The sequence below is a fragment of the Pseudomonas sp. NPDC086251 genome (assembly GCF_044746405.1).
In the GTDB taxonomy this organism is placed as follows: Bacteria; Pseudomonadota; Gammaproteobacteria; order Pseudomonadales; family Pseudomonadaceae; genus Aquipseudomonas.
This window is the reverse complement of record NZ_JBIVBY010000010.1, coordinates 111,423-127,553: the sequence shown is the minus strand read 5'-3', so window position 1 is coordinate 127,553 and position 16,131 is coordinate 111,423. Positions and strand designations below refer to the sequence as shown.

The following is a 16,131-nucleotide window of genomic DNA, read 5'->3' as shown; positions in this document are numbered from 1 at the left end:
GGAAGACCCCTGCCCGAGACTGAGTGCAAACAGCAGGAAAAATTCTTGTAGATGGTTGGATCGAAATTCAACATATCGTGTAGAGATTCTCAGTGACACAAGCAGCACAGTGGCGCCACCTTAACCCTTTTTCCCGAACGTGCCAATGCTTCCTGCGAAGGTTTCTCTGTTTTCGTGACTGACGGTGCACTGCATTGCGGCGCAGGCCCGGAAATTACGGGGGATCGCCGAGAATTGCGCCTCGGACTTTGAACCCGGCGACGCGCCCCGGTAAGATGCCGGACAGAATTTTTCCACCTCGCTATTCAGGACACCCGCCATGAGCATCAAATCGGACAAGTGGATTCGCCGCATGGCGCAAGAGCACGGCATGATCGAACCTTTCGTCGAGCGCCAGGTGCGCGGTGAAGGCGCCGAGCGAGTGATTTCCTACGGGGTGTCGAGCTACGGCTACGACGTGCGTTGCGCCGATGAATTCAAAGTGTTCACCAACATCAATTCGGCGACCGTTGATCCGAAGAACTTCGACGAGAAGAGCTTCGTCGACGTCAAAAGCGATGTCTGCATTATTCCGCCAAACTCCTTCGCCCTGGCGCGCACCGTGGAATTCTTCCGCATCCCGCGCAATGTGCTGACCATCTGCCTTGGTAAAAGCACCTACGCCCGTTGCGGCATTATCGTTAACGTGACGCCGCTTGAGCCTGAGTGGGAAGGCCACGTGACCCTGGAATTCTCCAACACCACTACTTTGCCGGCCAAGATCTACGCCAACGAAGGTGTCGCACAAATGCTGTTCTTCGAATCCGACGAAGAGTGCGAAGTCTCCTACAAGGACCGTGGCGGCAAGTATCAGGGCCAACTCGGCGTCACCTTGCCACGCACTTGATCCATTCATCTGGCAACTGGCGGGAATTCTTGAGCGGGTAGACACTCTATTGGGGTGTACTGCCCGGTTCGCCTACAGCGGACAGGGCCATTGCTCAGGAGTGCTTTATGAAGATCGATCCGCGAATAAGTGCCGAACTGGCCAGGCTTGAGCCCAATCAGGTTGGCGTCTTGGCCTGGTCCTTGTTGGCACATCCGCCAATCAGCATGGCAGGGGGCATCCCCGGTCAGCCTGATCCCGATACTCCAAACGAACAACCGACCGAACCCGGTGAGCCCACCCTGCCGGATGAGCCGCCTCCCGCGCCGGTTGCCTGATTACCAAATGGGTACCCTGTAGGAGCGAAGCTTGCTCGCGAAGGCGGTGTGTCAGGCAACATCATTCTCACCTGACACACCGCCTTCGCGAGCAAGCTTCGCTCCTACAGGGGATCAGTTGACTGGCCATATTTCGTTGTCGCCGATGACGAAAATCCTGCAGTTATCATCGCGTTCAACCTGATAGCCACCCGTGAAGGCACCAAACGCCGGTAGCAGGCTGACGTCTTCGCCGAGCCTGTAGCACGCCAGCCGCAAACTCTGCCGACCCCGACCCTTGAGCCGATAAACCGGATGCACATGACCGGCGAGTACGTGTCTTTCCGGGTGCGGCTGAGGTTCGTGCTGCAACGCAAACGGCCCCAATAGCAATGGCTCAGGCACCACGCGAATGTTTAGCGAAACCGGCGGATCACCGGCGCGCTTGTCGTGATTGCCACGGATCAGTGTCATCGCTAAGTTGCTGTGCCGCGCTCGCCAGTCAGCCAGGGCGCTCAGCGTAGCGATGGCATGGGAGCCGGGGCCGTGGAGAAAGTCTCCGAGGAAAATCAGCTGACGGCAGGGCAGGGCTGCGAGTAATCGGTCGAGCACCGCAATATTTTGCGCGGTGGTACCTTGCGGTACGGGTTGGCCGAGGCTTCGATAGGCGGCGGCCTTGCCGAAATGCACATCGGCAATCAGCAGCGCTTCCTGGGCCGGCCAATAGATGGCTTTTTCCGGCAATAGCCACAGGGCTTCACCCGCCAGCCGCACAGGATAGGGCGTACTCATGTTGGCTTCCCGGTTTCGGCGGTTTTTTCCAGGTCGCTGACCATACGCCTGATGCGATCAGCGAGTTTCTCCGAGCTCATGCTTTCGCGCATGCGTTCCACCAGCAGTGGAAACCCGAGGGGCGTAGGGCGCTTGATGTGATGCAGGTCCAGTTTTAGCCGGTTGATCCGCTCCAGCGTCTGTTCGAGGCGATGAATATCCAGTTCCTCGCGCAGGACTTCTTCACCGGCCTGGGCCAGCAGCAGATTCTCGGCGTCGTATTGTTTGAACACTTCGAAAAACAATCCGCTCGACGCTTGAACCTGGCGGGTACTTTTCGGTGCGCCTGGATAACCGGCGAATACGAGCCCGGCAATTCGCGCGATTTCCCTGAAGCGACGCAGCGCCAGTTCACCGGCATTCAGGCTGGCGAGCACGTCCTTCAGCAAATGTTCTGAGTTCAGCAATTCGCGGTTCAAATGCTGAGACCAATCGACGTAGGTGGCGCTGAGCAGTTCCAGCCCGTAATCGTTGACGGCGATGGAGAACGTCACTGATTGCCGTTGACTGACTCGCCACGCCAGCAGGCTCGCCAAACCCAGATGCACCTGGCGGCCGGCGAAGGGATAGAGGAAAAGATGCCAACCCTCGCGGGATTTTAGCGCCTCGGCCAGCAGGCTATGCTCGGTTGGCAAGCCTGACCACTGTTGCTGCACCGCTAACAGCGGACGCAGCGCCTGCATTTCCGGGCCGCTGAATTCACCCTGCGCTGCAGCACTGAATCGTGCAACCACCGCGTTGGCCAACTCGCTGGACAGTGGCATGCGCCCGCCATTCCAGCGCGGCACGGCGGCTTTCTTCACCGTGCTGCGTTTGACATAAGCGGTCATGTTTTCGACCCGGACCAGTTCCAGCAACCGGCCGGCGAAAAGAAAGCCATCACCGGGCTTGAGTCGCGCGATGAACCCTTCTTCGACACTGCCCAGTTGCTTGCCGCCGCCGCCCTTGCTCCAGAATTTCAACTGAATACTCGCGTCGCTGACGATGGTGCCGATACTCATGCGATGCCGTCGGGCCAATCGTGCGTCGGGGACGCGCCATACGCCGTGTTCATCGGGCTCGACCCGGCGGTAATCAGGATAGGCCGTCAGAGAAAGCCCGCCGTGTCGTACGAAAGCCAGCGCCCACGTCCAATCGGCCGGGCCAAGGTTACGATAAGCCCAGGCTCCGCGCACTTCTTCGTACAACTCATCGGGTAGAAACCCACCGCCCAGCGCCATGCTGACCAGATGCTGCACCAGCACATCCAGTGGCTTGTGCGGCGATTCGCGGGGCTCGATCCGTCTTTGTGCCACGGCATCCCGGGCCGCGACCGCTTCGATCAACTCCAGACTGTGCGTCGGCACCAGTGTGACTCGCGACACCCGCCCCGGTGCGTGACCCGAGCGGCCGGCACGCTGCATCAGCCGCGCTACGCCCTTGGCCGAGCCGATTTGCAGCACGCGTTCCACCGGCAGGAAGTCCACGCCCAGATCCAGGCTGGACGTGCAGACGACCGCTTTGAGTTGGCCTTCCTTGAGGGCGCGTTCAACCCAGTCGCGGGTGTCTCGCGACAATGAGCTGTGATGCAAGGCGATCAATCCGGCCCAATCCGGGCGAGCTTCCAGCAAGGCCTGATACCAGAGTTCCGATTGTGCGCGAGTGTTGGTGAACACCAGGGTGCTGGGGCTGGATTCAATCTCGGTGACCACTTGCGGCAACATCTTCAGGCCGATGTGTCCGGCCCACGGAAAACGTTCGATGGCCGGCGGTAACAAGGTGTCGACCCGCAGTTCCTTGCCGTTTTGACCTTGGACGCTGATGCCGCCGCCCTGTGGGATTAATACCTGCTCGGCGTGAGCCTGATTACCCAACGTAGCGGAAACGCCCCAGACGATCAGCTCGGGCTGCCAGTGGCGCAAACGGGCGAGGGCCAGTTGCAGTTGCACGCCGCGTTTGTTGCCGAGCAGTTCATGCCATTCATCGACCACCACCATGCACAAGGTCGAGAGCGCTGTGCGCGCATCGGCGCGCGCGAGCATCAAGGTGAGACTTTCCGGGGTGGTGATCAGTGTGGTCGGCAGGCGCCGGCTCTGGCGCGCGCGTTCGCTGCTGCTGGTGTCTCCGGTGCGCAGGCCGATGCTCCATGGGATCTGCAAGTCCGGCAGCGGCGCTTCGAGTGCGCGCGCTGTGTCGGCGGCCAATGCGCGCATGGGCGTTATCCACAGCACCGTCAGCGGTGGCGCAACCGGTTTGCGTTTGCGTGGATTTTCAACAGGAGGAGAGGCGCGAGCGAAGCGGTTGAGCGCCGCGAACCAGACCGCATAGGTTTTACCAGCGCCGGTGCTTGCGTGCAGCAATCCGGACTGACCTTGTTTGACCGCCGCCCACACCTGTTTCTGAAAGACGAATGGCTTCCAGCCGCGAGCGGTGAACCAGTGTTTGGCGAAGTCGGGGGAGGTTCCCATGCCGGCGGTGTGCGCTCTGAAAGTGTTCTTTCAGTGACCGCGGCGCGAGTGAACAAGTTTAATCCACTTAAGCGACACCCTCTGTGGGAGCGAGCTTGCTCGCGATGGAGTGTCAGGCACCTTGCTGCCAACTGACACACCTTCGCGAGCAAGCTCGCTCCTACAGAGGGGTTGTATTTACTTCAGGTTACCGCTGAGGAACTGCTTCAATCGTTCGCTCTTCGGATTGCCCAGCACGTCTTCCGGCGCGCCTTCTTCCTCGACCAGCCCTTGGTGCAGGAACAGCACCTGGCTCGATACCTTGCGGGCGAAGCTCATTTCGTGGGTCACCATGATCATGGTCCGGCCTTCTTCTGCCAGGCCCTGGATCACGCGAAGCACTTCACCCACCAGTTCCGGGTCGAGCGCCGAGGTCGGTTCGTCGAACAACATGACTTCCGGTTCCATGGCCAAGGCGCGGGCAATCGCGACCCGTTGCTGCTGGCCACCGGACAGGAATGCCGGGTATTGGTCCGCTACGCGCGCGGCCAGACCCACTTTGTCGAGGTAGCGCCGGGCGCGGTCTTCGGCTTCTTGCTTGCTGCAACCGAGCACCCGGCGCGGAGCCATGGTGATGTTTTCCAGCACCGTCATATGGCTCCACAGGTTGAAGTGCTGGAACACCATGGCCAGGCGAGTGCGAATCCGCTGCAGTTCAGCGGGGTCGGCCACGTGGATGCCGTGGCGATCCTTGGCCATGCGGATGTCCTGGCCGTCGAGGCTCATAGTGCCTTCGTTGGGTTGTTCGAGAAAGTTGATGCAACGCAGGAAGGTACTTTTGCCCGAGCCGCTGGCGCCGATCAGGCTGATGACGTCGCCGGTGTTGGCCTTGAGTGAAACGCCTTTGAGCACATGATGATCGCCATAGCTTTTATGCAGGCCTTCGATGGTCAGTTTGTACATGGGGCATGCATCCTCAAGGCGAAAGTAGGTAGCCGCTGCGATAGGCCTCGGTGCCCGCGACATGCGCGATCACCATGCCGGCAGTGGCCATGCGACGCAGCGAGCGGGCGTACATCAACCCGGCGGCGGTGCAATGAACGGGCGTGACGCGATCAGAAATCGGGTCAATGATTTCGGCGATCAATTGCCCGGCTTCCAGGTACTCGCCCGGCAGCGCGGTGAACACCAGCAGGCCACCGACGGGAGTCGCCACCGGCTCGACACCGGCCAGCGGCGTGGCCGGGTAGGGCAGCTCGGGCAGTGGCGCCGGTGCGCCGGCAATGGCGCCGAAGTGAGTCAGGTATTCGATCAGCGCCTGGCAGTCGAGGCTGGCCAACGGGTGATTGACGTCGCCCTGGCCACGCAATTCGACGGTGACCGAGAAACTGCCCGGCGGAATGTCGAAGTGTTCGCCGAAGCGCTCTTTCAACTGCCACCAGAGCAGGGTGAAGCATTCGTCAAACGACTGGCCGCCGGAATCGGTGGCCAGCAGGCTGGCTTCGGCACCGATGTAACGGGCCAGCGGCTCGACCTGCGGCCAGGCCTCGGGCGTGGTGTAAAGGTGCGCGACGGCTTCGAAATCGCAGTGCAGGTCCAGCACCATGTCCGCATCGCACGCCAGCCGCTGCAGGGTCAGGCGTTGGGATTGCAGTTGAGTGCTGGCGGTCTGTTTGGCCAGCGCATTGCGCAGGCTGCTGCGGATCAGTTCGAGGTTGCGCTGCGGGTCGTCGCCGAGCTGGCCTTCGATCGCATTACCGACTTCTTCACTCAAGTCGACGAACCAGCGATTGAAGTTCTGCCCGCTTTCGAGCTCGTAGCGGCCCAGCGGCACATCCATCAGCACCTGTTCCAGGCCGGCCGGATTGGCCACCGGTACCAGCACGATTTCACTGCGCAGGCGGCCAGCGGCTTCCAGCTCCGCCAGACGCCGCTTGAGGTGCCAGGCGACCAGCATGCCGGGCATTTCATCGGCGTGCAGGGACGCCTGGATGTAGACCTTGCCTTTGGCCGGCGAGGGGCCGAAGTGGAAACTGTGGATCTGTCGTGCAGTCCCCGGCAGCGGGGCCAGCAAGTCATGAATCTGGTGGCGCATTTGTCTTATTCCAGAAAGCTTGGGCCCTAGTGAGTCGGCCCGAGGAAGGCCAGCCATCGGCGTTCGGCGAGGCGGAACAGGCCGACCAGCGCAAAGGTAACGGTCAGGTAGATCAACGCGGCAATGCCGAACGACTGGAAGGTCAGGAAGGTCGCCGAATTGGCGTCCCGAGCCACTTTCAGGATGTCCGGAATGGTCGCGGTGAACGCCACGGTGGTCGAGTGCAGCATCAGAATCACTTCGTTGCTGTAATAAGGCAACGAGCGACGCAGGGCCGAAGGCATGATCACGTAGGCATACAGCTTCCAGCCTGTCAGACCGTAAGCCTTGGCCGCTTCGACTTCACCGTGGTTCATGCTGCGAATCGCCCCGGCGAAAATCTCCGTGGTGTAGGCGCAGGTATTCAGGGCGAAGGCCAGGATGGTGCAGTTCATCGCATCGCGAAAGAACGCATCCAGCACCGGCTGAGCACGTACCGCCGCCAGGCTGTAAATCCCGGTGTAGCAGATCAGCAACTGGATATACAGTGGCGTCCCACGGAACAGGTAGGTGTAGAACTGCACCGGCCAGCGAACATAGAAGTGCGGCGAAACCCGGGCAATGGACAGCGGGATCGACACCAGGAAACCGATGAAAATCGACGCACTGAGCAGCCATAGGGTCATGGCCAGGCCGGTGATGTTGTTGCCGTCGCTATAAAGGAAGGGTTTCCAGTATTCCTGCAGGAGTTCGATCATCGTACGGCCTCCCGGTAGCCCGCGGCGTAACGGCGTTCAAGCCAGCGCAGGACGACGTTGGACGCACTGGTGATCAGCAGGTAAATCACGGCCGCCAGCACGAGGAAGTAGAACAGTTGATAAGTGCTTTTGCCGGCGTCCTGGGCGGCCTTGACCAGATCGGCGAGGCCGATGATCGAGACCAGGGCGGTGGCCTTGAGCATCACCATCCAGTTGTTACCGATGCCTGGCAGGGCAAAGCGCATCATCTGCGGGAACACCACGATCCAGAACCGCTGGCCGCGCTTGAGGCCATAGGCCGTGGCCGCTTCGATCTGGCCCCGCGGCACCGCGAGAATCGCGCCACGGAAGGTTTCGGTGAAATACGCGCCATAAATGAAGCCCAGGGTAATCACCCCGGCGCTGAACGGGTTGATCTCGATGTATTCCCATTCCATGAAATCGGTGAACGACGTCAACCAGGTTTGCAGGCTGTAGAAAATCAGCAGCATCAGCACCAGGTCCGGTACGCCGCGAATCAGCGTGGTGTAGACCTGCGCCGGCACGCGCACCAGTTTTACTTTTGACAGCTTGGCACTGGCGCCGAGCAGGCCGAGCAACACGGCCACCAGCAGCGACAACGCCGATAATTTGATGGTCATCCAGGTGCCTTCCATCAGCAACGGACCGAAGCCCTTGAGGCTGAAGGCTGAGAGCCCCAGGTTTTGTAAGAGGTTTTCGAACATAAATCAGCAACCTGATCGGATGAAAAAAGCGCCCATCGCGAGATGGGCGCCGGGCATTATTTGCCGCTGTACAGATTCAGATCGCCAAAGTGTTTCTTCTGAATGGTGGCGTAGGTGCCATCGTCGTGTAACGCTTTGATACCTTTATCCAAAAGTGCCTTGAGGTCTTTGTTACCTTTAGAGATACCGATCGCTGTTTTGGCTGGCAGCAATTCGCTGTCCACCGGCTTGCTGATTTCGTAATCGGCGCCATTTGGCGACTTCAGGAAGCCCAGTTCAGCTTGCAGCATGTCCTGGATACCCGCATCGAGACGGCCGGACGTCAGGTCGGAATACACCTGGTCCTGGTTCTGATAGGCCTGGGTTTTCACTCCAGCCTTGTCCAGGACGGCCTTGGCGTAGGCTTCCTGGATGGTGCCTTGCTCATAGCCAACGGTTTTGCCCTTGAGCGAAGCAACGTCGGCGGTGATGCCAGAACCTTTCTTCGAGACGTATGCGGTTGGGCCGGAGAACAGCTCGCTGGAGAAATCGATGACTTTTTCGCGGGCCGGGGTGACGGTCATCGAAGAGATCACACCGTCGAATTTATTGGCCTTGAGGCCAGGAATCATGCCGTCGAAATCGCTTTCGACCCATTTGCACTTGACCTTCAGCTCGGCGCAAATCGCGTTCCCCAGATCGATGTCGAAGCCTACCAGGCTACCGTCAGCCGCTTTCGACTCGAACGGTGCATAGGAAGGGTCAACGCCGAAACGCAATTCTTTGTATTCCTTCGCCATGGCGGAGCCGGCAGCCATGCACAACGCCAGTGCAGAAAGGGTCAGCAATGCTTTTTTCATTATTCAATCCCTAAGAACCAATATGAGCGCTTGTGGCGCAGAATTATTGTTACTGGAAAGCGTAAGACTCAATGAAAGTAGCAATTTCCGAACCAGAGTGCCGAACAAGCGTTTAAAAGGTGATTCAAGAAATGGCCGGGGGAGATTTATGCACGAAAACGTGCGCCGGGAAATAGCTGCACCAAAATGATTCAAATTGCCCAGTAACCTGTAGGAGCAGAGCTTGCTCGCGAAGGCGGTGTATCAGGCACATTTAAGTTGACTGACACCCCTTCGCGAGCAAGCTCGCTCCTACAGAAGGCGGGGGTTAGCCGAGTAAATCCTGCAGTGTCCCGAGGTTGTCGGCCTCTTCGACCGACTTGTCCTGCCGCCAGCGCAACATCCTCGGAAACCGCACCGCGATGCCGCTTTTATGACGCCTGGACAAGGCGATCCCCTCGAAGCCCAGTTCAAATACCAGGCTCGGTTTGACACTGCTCACCGGGCCGAATTTCTCCACGGTAGTCTTGCGCACGATGCTGTCGACCTGGCGCATTTCTTCATCGGTGAGCCCTGAATACGCCTTGGCAAATGGCACCAGCGTGCGTTCACTGGCGTCCGGCGGGCCATCCCACACCGCAAACGTGTAATCGCTGTAGAGACTGGCGCGGCGGCCATGGCCCCGTTGTGCATAAATCAGCACCGCATCGACGCTGAACGGGTCGACTTTCCACTTCCACCAGACGCCCATGTCTTTGGTCCTGCCGACACCATACAGCGCATCCCGCGCCTTGAGCATCATGCCTTCGACCCCCAGGCTGCGGGACGCTTCGCGCTGACGGGCGAGGTCGAACCAGTCTTCACCGGTGAGCACCGGCGAGGGCAGCAACACCGGGTTTGCGCAGGCTTTTATCACCTGCTCCAGTTGAGCGCGGCGTTGGGCTTGAGGCCGGTTGCGCCAGTCTTCGCCCTGCCATTCCAGCAAGTCATAGGCGAGGACCACCACCGGCACTGCTTCGAGGATTTTCTTGTCCAGGGTTTTGCGGCCGATCCGCTGTTGCAACAACGCGAAGGGTTGCACCGAGGGCGAGGTCGACGATTGCGGGTTGAAGGCATCCTCTGTGCCCGGTTGTGCGGCTTTCCAGACCACGATTTCTCCGTCGATCACCGTGCCATCGGGCAAGCCGTGCACCAGGCTATCGAGTTCCGGGAAGCGCTCGGTGACCAACTCTTCGCCGCGCGACCAGATCCACAGGCGCCCATCGCGCTTGACCACCTGCGCGCGGATGCCGTCCCACTTCCATTCCACTTGCCACTGACTGGCCGGGCCGAGCAGGGCTTCGAACTGGTCGACCGGTTGCGACAAGGCGTGGGCGAGAAAAAACGGATACGGCTGACCGCCGCGTTGCGCATGCTCGTCGGACGATTCGGCAGCGATCAGCTTCAGGTAACTGGCGGCGCTTGGGCGGTTCGACAGGTCGGTGTAACCCACCAGCCGCTGGGCCACGCGCTTGCTGTCGAGGTGCGCCATGGCCGCCAGGGCACGGGTTACCAGCAACTTGGAAACGCCAACGCGGAAACTGCCGGTGATCAATTTAATGCAGACCATCAAGCTCGGGCGGTCCAGTTGTGCCCACAGGGCGGGCAGTTTTTCGGCGAAGACCTGCGGAGATTCACCGCGCAGCGGCAGCAGTTTTTCTTCCATCCACACGGCCAGTCCGTCGGTAGAACTGTGCAGCGCTTCGGGCAGCACCAGCGAGATGGTTTCCGCCAGATCGCCCACCGCCTGATAACTCTCTTCGAACAGCCAGGGCGCCAGGCCGGACACCGTCTCGGCAAGCTCACGCAGGATGCGCACGGGCACCAATTGGCGAGGTCGCCCACCCGACAGAAAGTACACCGCCCACGCCGCATCTTCCGGCGCGGCTTGGGCGAAATAGTGTTGCATCGCCGCCAGTTTGGCGTTGCTCGACGTCGTCGCGTCGAGCTCGGCGTATAACTCGGCGAATGCCTTCATGTCAGCACCTCGGCACTTTCGGGCTCAGCGCTTTGGGGCTCTTCGTCATCGTCGCCGTATTCGGTGTTGAAGCTCTGGGCGTCGAGCCCTTGCTCACGCAGATGGCGGACCAATACGCCAACCGAGCCGTGAGTCACCATCACCCGTTCCGCCCCGGTCTGTTCGATGGCCCAGAGCAAGCCCGGCCAGTCGGCGTGATCGGACAACACGAAACCACGGTCGACGCCGCGCCGCCGTCGCGTGCCGCGCAAGCGCATCCAGCCGCTGGCGAAGCCATCGCTGTAGTCGCCGAAGCGGCGCATCCAGGTGCTGCCACCCGCGGACGGCGGCGCGAGCACCAACGCCTTGCGCATCATCGGGTCGCTCTTTTTGACCTCGCTGGCATGGATCGTTGGCGGCAAGTAAACCCCGACCTCGCGGTACACCCGGTTGAGCGGTTCGACGGCGCCATGCACCAGAATAGGGCCGAGGCTGGCGTCGATGCCGTGGAGAATGCGCTGGGCTTTGCCGAAGGAGTAACAAAACAGCACGCTGGTTTTGTCGACGGCGGCATTGGCTTGCCACCACAGGTTGATCTCGGCAAAGACCTGCGATTGTGGTTGCCAGCGATAGATCGGCAGGCCAAATGTCGATTCGGTGATGAAGGTGTGACAGCGCACCGGCTCGAAGGGCGCGCAGGTGCCGTCGGGTTCGATCTTGTAGTCCCCCGAGGCGACCCACACCTCACCGCCGTGTTCCAGCCGCACTTGCGCCGAACCCAGCACGTGGCCAGCCGGGTGAAAACTCAGTTTTACCCCGTGATGCAGCAGTGGCTCACCGTACGCCAGGGTTTGCAGGTCGATGTCCTGGCCCAGGCGCGTGCGCAGAATCCCTGCGCCGGGCGCGGCCGCCAGATAGTGTTGATTGCCGGTACGGGCATGGTCGCCGTGGGCGTGCGTGATGACCGCGCGCTCGACGGGGCGCCACGGGTCGATGTAGAAATCCCCGGCCGGGCAATACAAACCTTCTGGACGAGCGATAACAAGGTCCATGTCTGTTACCAAATGGGGGGACTTGTTAGCTATGAGGTGGGCGCGAGGCGAGAAGTTCTATTGATTGTTTCAGCGTTTAAACGCAAAAGATCGCAGCCTCGTTGCACTCGACAGCTCCTACATGGGACGGCGTACACCCTGTAGGAGCTGTCGAGTGCAACGAGGCTGCGATCTTTTGATCTTGCCTTTTGACTTACTTGCCAGGCATCAGCGTCAGGCGCTTGCTCCCGTACACCTTGTCAAAGTTCTGCGGCTGCATCGGCAAGCTCATGTACTGGCCCTTGAGCCACGGATCGACGCTGTCGAGGTAGTTCGGGCTGGCTGGGTTGCCGGATTGACCGGTGCCGTTCTGGCCCATCAGCGGTTCGGCCTGGCCGAAGTCGACGATAAAGCGCATGGCCGGCGCCAGCGTCGTGTTGAAATCCTGCCCCCAAGCGAACGCTGCGGTATTGAGCGTGGTGTGATCGCCGCCGGCCGCGAGTGGCCCGCGCACGGTCTGGCCGCTGGCGTTTTTCCACTCGTAGCGGTGCAGTTTGCCCCACTGCCAGGCTTTGCGGTCGCCGCCCAACTGGCTGTCACCGGCCGAAATAGCCGCCGCCAGGCTGCGGGCGAGGATCGCCGGTTTGTCTTCTTTTTGCGCGGTGCGCACGTCATCCCAGAACGGACTGTCCTCGCGCCCCAGCAGGTGATCGGCCTGGGCCGCGTAGGACAACTTGCCGTTGGCGATAAAGGCTTGCCACGCCGGGCTGCTTTCCGGGCCCAGTTCGTCGAGGAAGATCTGCTGGGTGCTTTGTTGCAGGAACAACTCGTAGATCGCCGCGTCGGCGGAGGTCGGGCTGAGTTTGCCGTCGAAGGCCATCAACCGCGCGAAAGCCTCGCGAGCCTTGTCGCGATCGGCCCCCGGCAAGGCTTCAATAGCCTGTTTCAGCGGCTGGGACATGCCCGGCGCAGCGAACATTTTCTTCAGTTTGGCGGCGAACGTGGTGGTCTGGTCGTACTGCATGGCGATCAGGCTGCGCGTGTCGTGTTTGCCCACGCCGGCCAGTTCTGCCATGCGTTCGCCACGTTCCGGTGCCGACCAGGAGTTGGACAACTGCATGCCGTAGCCATGGGGAATGACCCGCTGGTTGGCGGTGCCGAGCCAGCCTTGGGCCGGGTCCTGGTCATACGGATGGAGCATCGGGTCGGCGTAACCGTCCCAATCGTAACGACCTTCCCAGCCCGGCGATGGCAGCAGGCCTTCGCCTTCGCGACGGTTTGGATAGCGCCCGGTGACTTGCCAGCCGATGTTGCTGGCATCGGCAAACACCAGGTTCAGCGCGATGGCGCGGATTTCACGGCTCGCGTCCGAGGCTTTCTCGACGGTTTGCGCGCGGGACAGGTCGAAAAACGCGTCCAGGGTTTTGTCGTCGGTGAAGTTCGGCGTTTGCAAGGCCAGGCCAAAGCCATTGCCCAGCGCGGTGCCCTGGGCGCTGTTGAGCAGCGGCCCGTGACGGGTTTCGTAGACGGCTTCACGAACCGGTCGCTGGCCTTTGACGAAGAAGGTTTCGTTGCGCACGATGGCCGGCTGCCATTTACCGCCGACCTCGTAGGAAAGCCCGTTGCCCTGGCGTTTGATTTTTTCCAGGAACAGGTCCTGGTTGTCGCCCATGACTGAGGTCATGCTCCACGCCACTTTGCCGTTGAAACCACCCAGGACCATCGGCAACCCGGCAATGGTCACGCCCGAGGCCTGGTATTTCGGCGCGCGAATTTGCACGTAGCTGAACAGCGATGGCACGCCCAACGGCCCGTGGCTGTCGCTGGCCAGCAAGCTTTTACCGCTGCGGCTGCGTTGCGGGGCGATGGCCCAGTTGTTGGATGACGTGGCGCTCAGCAGATTCAGATCGGACAGTTGACGCGTGGCTTTGCTGACTTCGCTAAGCCCCGGGATTTGCCCGTTGAGTTTGATGCCTTGAAGTTTTTCGCCTTCGCCCAAGGGCAGTTTTTCGTCGGGAGCGGACGGTTCCAGCCAAGGCAGCTTGTCGTTGCTGACGGTCTGGGCCAACACCAGCGAGGAAATTTCTTCCGGCAGGTTGGCCGACTGACTGAAGTTCAACAGGCAGAAAATCAGTGCCGAATCTTCCGGCTGCCAGTATTCAGGCTTATACCCGGTGGCCATCAGGTCCGCCGGGAGCTTGTCGCGGTAGCGGAACAGGTAGGCGTTGACCCCGCGCGCATAGACTTCGAAGAAGCGTTTGAGACGCGGCGAAGACGCCTTGTACAACTCACCGGCACTTTTCTTCAGGTTGACCGCACGCATGTAGCGGTCGGCGTCGAGCAGGTCCGAGCCGGACATTTCCGCCAGACGGCCCTGGGCCAACAGGCGCAGGGTGACCATTTGCGTGATGCGGTCGCTAGCGTGCACGTAGCCGAGGGCGAACAGCGCGTCGTGGAAGCTGTTGCTTTCGATCAGCGGCATGCCCATGGCATTACGGCGCACCGAAACATTCTGCGCCAGGCCTTTGAGCGGCTGTACACCGGTGGTGGGCGGGAGGGTGTCTTGGGTGTTCCAGGTCTGACAACCGGTCAGGCTCAAAACACCGGCCACTGCAGCGGCAACGCCGAACCGGGGAATAAAATGTGTGAGGGCTGGCGAGGCCATGGCAAAGCTCCTGCGGGGGTAGAGGCGCAATAAAGCCGCTACGTTAGTGAGCAGGAGGTGGGCGCGCAAGCGGGGTATCAGGTTATTTCGGGATTTGTCTACCAAAGGCAAAAGATCGCAGCCTCGTTGCACTCGACAGCTCCTACACGGTTTTGCATTCACCTGTAGGAGCTGTCGAGTGCAACGAGGCTGCGATCTTTTGATCTTCCATCAGGATTTAGGCGGATTCACCTTGGCCGCCAACGCATAAGCCTTCACCGTCGCCGGACGGTTCTGGATATGGTTGAACCAACGCAGCACATTCGGAAAGTCCTCCAGATTCTGGCTCTGCCACTTGTGGGAAACGATCCACGGGTAGATCGCCATGTCGGCAATGCTGTACTCGCTGCCGGCGACGAACTCATGGTTCGCCAGTTGCTTGTCGAGCACCCCATACAAGCGCGCGGTCTCGTCGATGTAGCGTTTTATCGCGTAGGGGATTTTCTCCGGGGCGAACTGGCTGAAATGATGATTCTGCCCGGCCATCGGCCCCAGGCCGCCCATTTGCCAGAACAACCATTGCAACGCCAGTTGGCGGCCACGCAGGTCTTTGGGCAGGAACTTGCCGGTTTTCTCCGCCAGGTACAGCAGGATGGCTCCGGATTCGAACACGGATAACGGCTCGCCACCGTCAACGGGCTCATGATCAACGATGGCCGGGATCCTGTTGTTGGGCGAGATTTTCAGAAAGTGCGGCTGGAACTGCTCGTTCTGGCTGATGTTGATCGGGTAAACGTTGTACGGCAGGCCGGCTTCTTCAAGAAATAGCGAGATTTTGTGGCCGTTGGGGGTGGTCCAGTAATACAGGTCGATCATGGAATACTCCAAATCAAGAGATGTCGTTACGTGCGCCCAGCAAACGCCGGCATCAGGTCGTCCTGTTTGCGTTCGATAGCTTGCCTGTAGGAAGAGGTGATGCTGAAGTGCATGAAATTCAATGACCCCGCAGGAGAAAAGTCGGCATGGAGCTCAAGACAAACGCGGCGCTGATCATCATCGATCAACAAAAAGGCATCCTGGAACCCCGGCTCGGTCGCCGAAATAATCCTCAGGCCGAGGAGCGGATGCTGGCGTTATTGGTGCATTGGCGGCGAACCGGGCGGCCGGTGATTCACGTGCAGCACTTGTCCCGTTCCCCGGAATCTGTGTTCTGGCCGGAGCAATCGGGGGTTGAGTTTCAGGAGAGCTTCCAGCCACAGGCCGGTGAGCAGCTGATTCAGAAACAGGTGCCGGATGCGTTTTGTGCCACGGGGCTGGAGCAGCGATTGCGCGAGGCGGGGATTGATCAGGTGATTATCGTTGGCGTGGCGACCCACAATTCGGTGGAGTCCACGGCGCGAACGGCGGGCAATCTGGGGTTTGAGGCATGGGTGGCGGAGGATGCGTGCTTTACCTTCGACAAGGCTGACTACTTTGGTAACGCCCATTGCGCCGAAGAGGTGCATGCGATGTCGCTGGGGAATCTGCATGGCGAATATGCAACGGTCGTGAGCACCACACAGATTTTGCAGCCTGGCTGAAATCCCTGTGGGAGCGAGCCTGCTCGCGAAAGCGGTGGAACTGACACATCGATGGTGGATGTGCCG

General features: G+C 60.3%; 14 protein-coding genes. 3 read left to right on the top strand and 11 right to left on the bottom strand.

What is annotated here, in order from left to right; genetic code table 11:
* Positions 1-319 precede the first annotated feature (319 nt).
* Positions 320-886: a dCTP deaminase gene (gene dcd, locus ACIPL2_RS14275; protein ID WP_007947207.1), complete on the top strand. Its 567-nt coding sequence runs from the start codon at positions 320-322 to the stop codon at positions 884-886.
* A gap of 107 nt (positions 887-993) precedes the next feature.
* Positions 994-1,203 (top strand): hypothetical protein, encoded by a 210-nt coding sequence (locus ACIPL2_RS14270; protein ID WP_017336784.1) that lies wholly within the window; start codon positions 994-996, stop codon positions 1,201-1,203.
* A 114-nt stretch (positions 1,204-1,317) separates the two neighbouring features.
* On the opposite strand, the gene pdeM is transcribed toward ACIPL2_RS14270, so the two are convergent.
* From pdeM to ACIPL2_RS14215, 11 genes are all read right to left on the bottom strand, one after another.
* Positions 1,318-1,974, bottom strand: a complete 657-nt coding sequence (pdeM, locus tag ACIPL2_RS14265) for a ligase-associated DNA damage response endonuclease PdeM (protein WP_401357316.1) — start codon at positions 1,972-1,974, stop codon at positions 1,318-1,320.
* On the bottom strand, positions 1,971-4,460 hold the full coding sequence (locus ACIPL2_RS14260) for a ligase-associated DNA damage response DEXH box helicase (RefSeq protein ID WP_401357313.1): 2,490 nt from the start codon (positions 4,458-4,460) through the stop codon (positions 1,971-1,973). The genes pdeM and ACIPL2_RS14260 overlap by 4 nt, the downstream gene beginning before the upstream one ends.
* Positions 4,461-4,637: 177 nt before the next feature.
* Positions 4,638-5,402 (bottom strand): ABC transporter ATP-binding protein, encoded by a 765-nt coding sequence (locus ACIPL2_RS14255; protein WP_401357310.1) that lies wholly within the window; start codon positions 5,400-5,402, stop codon positions 4,638-4,640.
* 13 nt (positions 5,403-5,415) lie between these two features.
* Positions 5,416-6,534 carry a succinylglutamate desuccinylase/aspartoacylase family protein gene (locus ACIPL2_RS14250; protein WP_401357307.1) on the bottom strand — a complete coding sequence of 373 codons (1,119 nt, stop codon included), beginning with the start codon at positions 6,532-6,534 and terminating at the stop codon, positions 5,416-5,418.
* A gap of 26 nt (positions 6,535-6,560) precedes the next feature.
* Complete coding sequence (locus tag ACIPL2_RS14245) at positions 6,561-7,271, bottom strand: ABC transporter permease (RefSeq protein WP_133837312.1); 711 nt, start codon at positions 7,269-7,271, stop codon at positions 6,561-6,563.
* A complete protein-coding gene (locus ACIPL2_RS14240; RefSeq protein ID WP_401357304.1) occupies positions 7,268-7,996 on the bottom strand; it encodes an ABC transporter permease in 729 nt (242 codons plus the stop codon). Before ACIPL2_RS14240 ends, ACIPL2_RS14245 begins: the two co-directional genes overlap by 4 nt.
* A 56-nt stretch (positions 7,997-8,052) precedes the next feature.
* Positions 8,053-8,835 (bottom strand): transporter substrate-binding domain-containing protein, encoded by a 783-nt coding sequence (locus ACIPL2_RS14235; RefSeq protein WP_401357301.1) that lies wholly within the window; start codon positions 8,833-8,835, stop codon positions 8,053-8,055.
* Positions 8,836-9,142: 307 nt separating this feature from the next.
* Positions 9,143-10,831 (bottom strand): ATP-dependent DNA ligase, encoded by a 1,689-nt coding sequence (locus ACIPL2_RS14230; protein ID WP_401357298.1) that lies wholly within the window; start codon positions 10,829-10,831, stop codon positions 9,143-9,145.
* The gene (locus tag ACIPL2_RS14225) at positions 10,828-11,862 is read right to left on the bottom strand and encodes a ligase-associated DNA damage response exonuclease (RefSeq protein WP_401357296.1); all 1,035 of its coding nucleotides are present in this window, start codon (positions 11,860-11,862) and stop codon (positions 10,828-10,830) included. Before ACIPL2_RS14225 ends, ACIPL2_RS14230 begins: the two co-directional genes overlap by 4 nt.
* Before the next feature lie 193 nt (positions 11,863-12,055).
* Positions 12,056-14,506, bottom strand: a complete 2,451-nt coding sequence (locus tag ACIPL2_RS14220; RefSeq protein ID WP_401357293.1) for a penicillin acylase family protein — start codon at positions 14,504-14,506, stop codon at positions 12,056-12,058.
* 210 nt (positions 14,507-14,716) lie between these two features.
* On the bottom strand, positions 14,717-15,361 hold the full coding sequence (locus tag ACIPL2_RS14215; protein ID WP_401357290.1) for a glutathione binding-like protein: 645 nt from the start codon (positions 15,359-15,361) through the stop codon (positions 14,717-14,719).
* A 146-nt stretch (positions 15,362-15,507) separates the two neighbouring features.
* Here ACIPL2_RS14215 and ACIPL2_RS14210 point away from each other — a divergent pair, with 146 nt between their 5' ends.
* Complete coding sequence (locus ACIPL2_RS14210; RefSeq protein WP_401357287.1) at positions 15,508-16,065, top strand: cysteine hydrolase family protein; 558 nt, start codon at positions 15,508-15,510, stop codon at positions 16,063-16,065.
* Positions 16,066-16,131 lie beyond the last annotated feature (66 nt).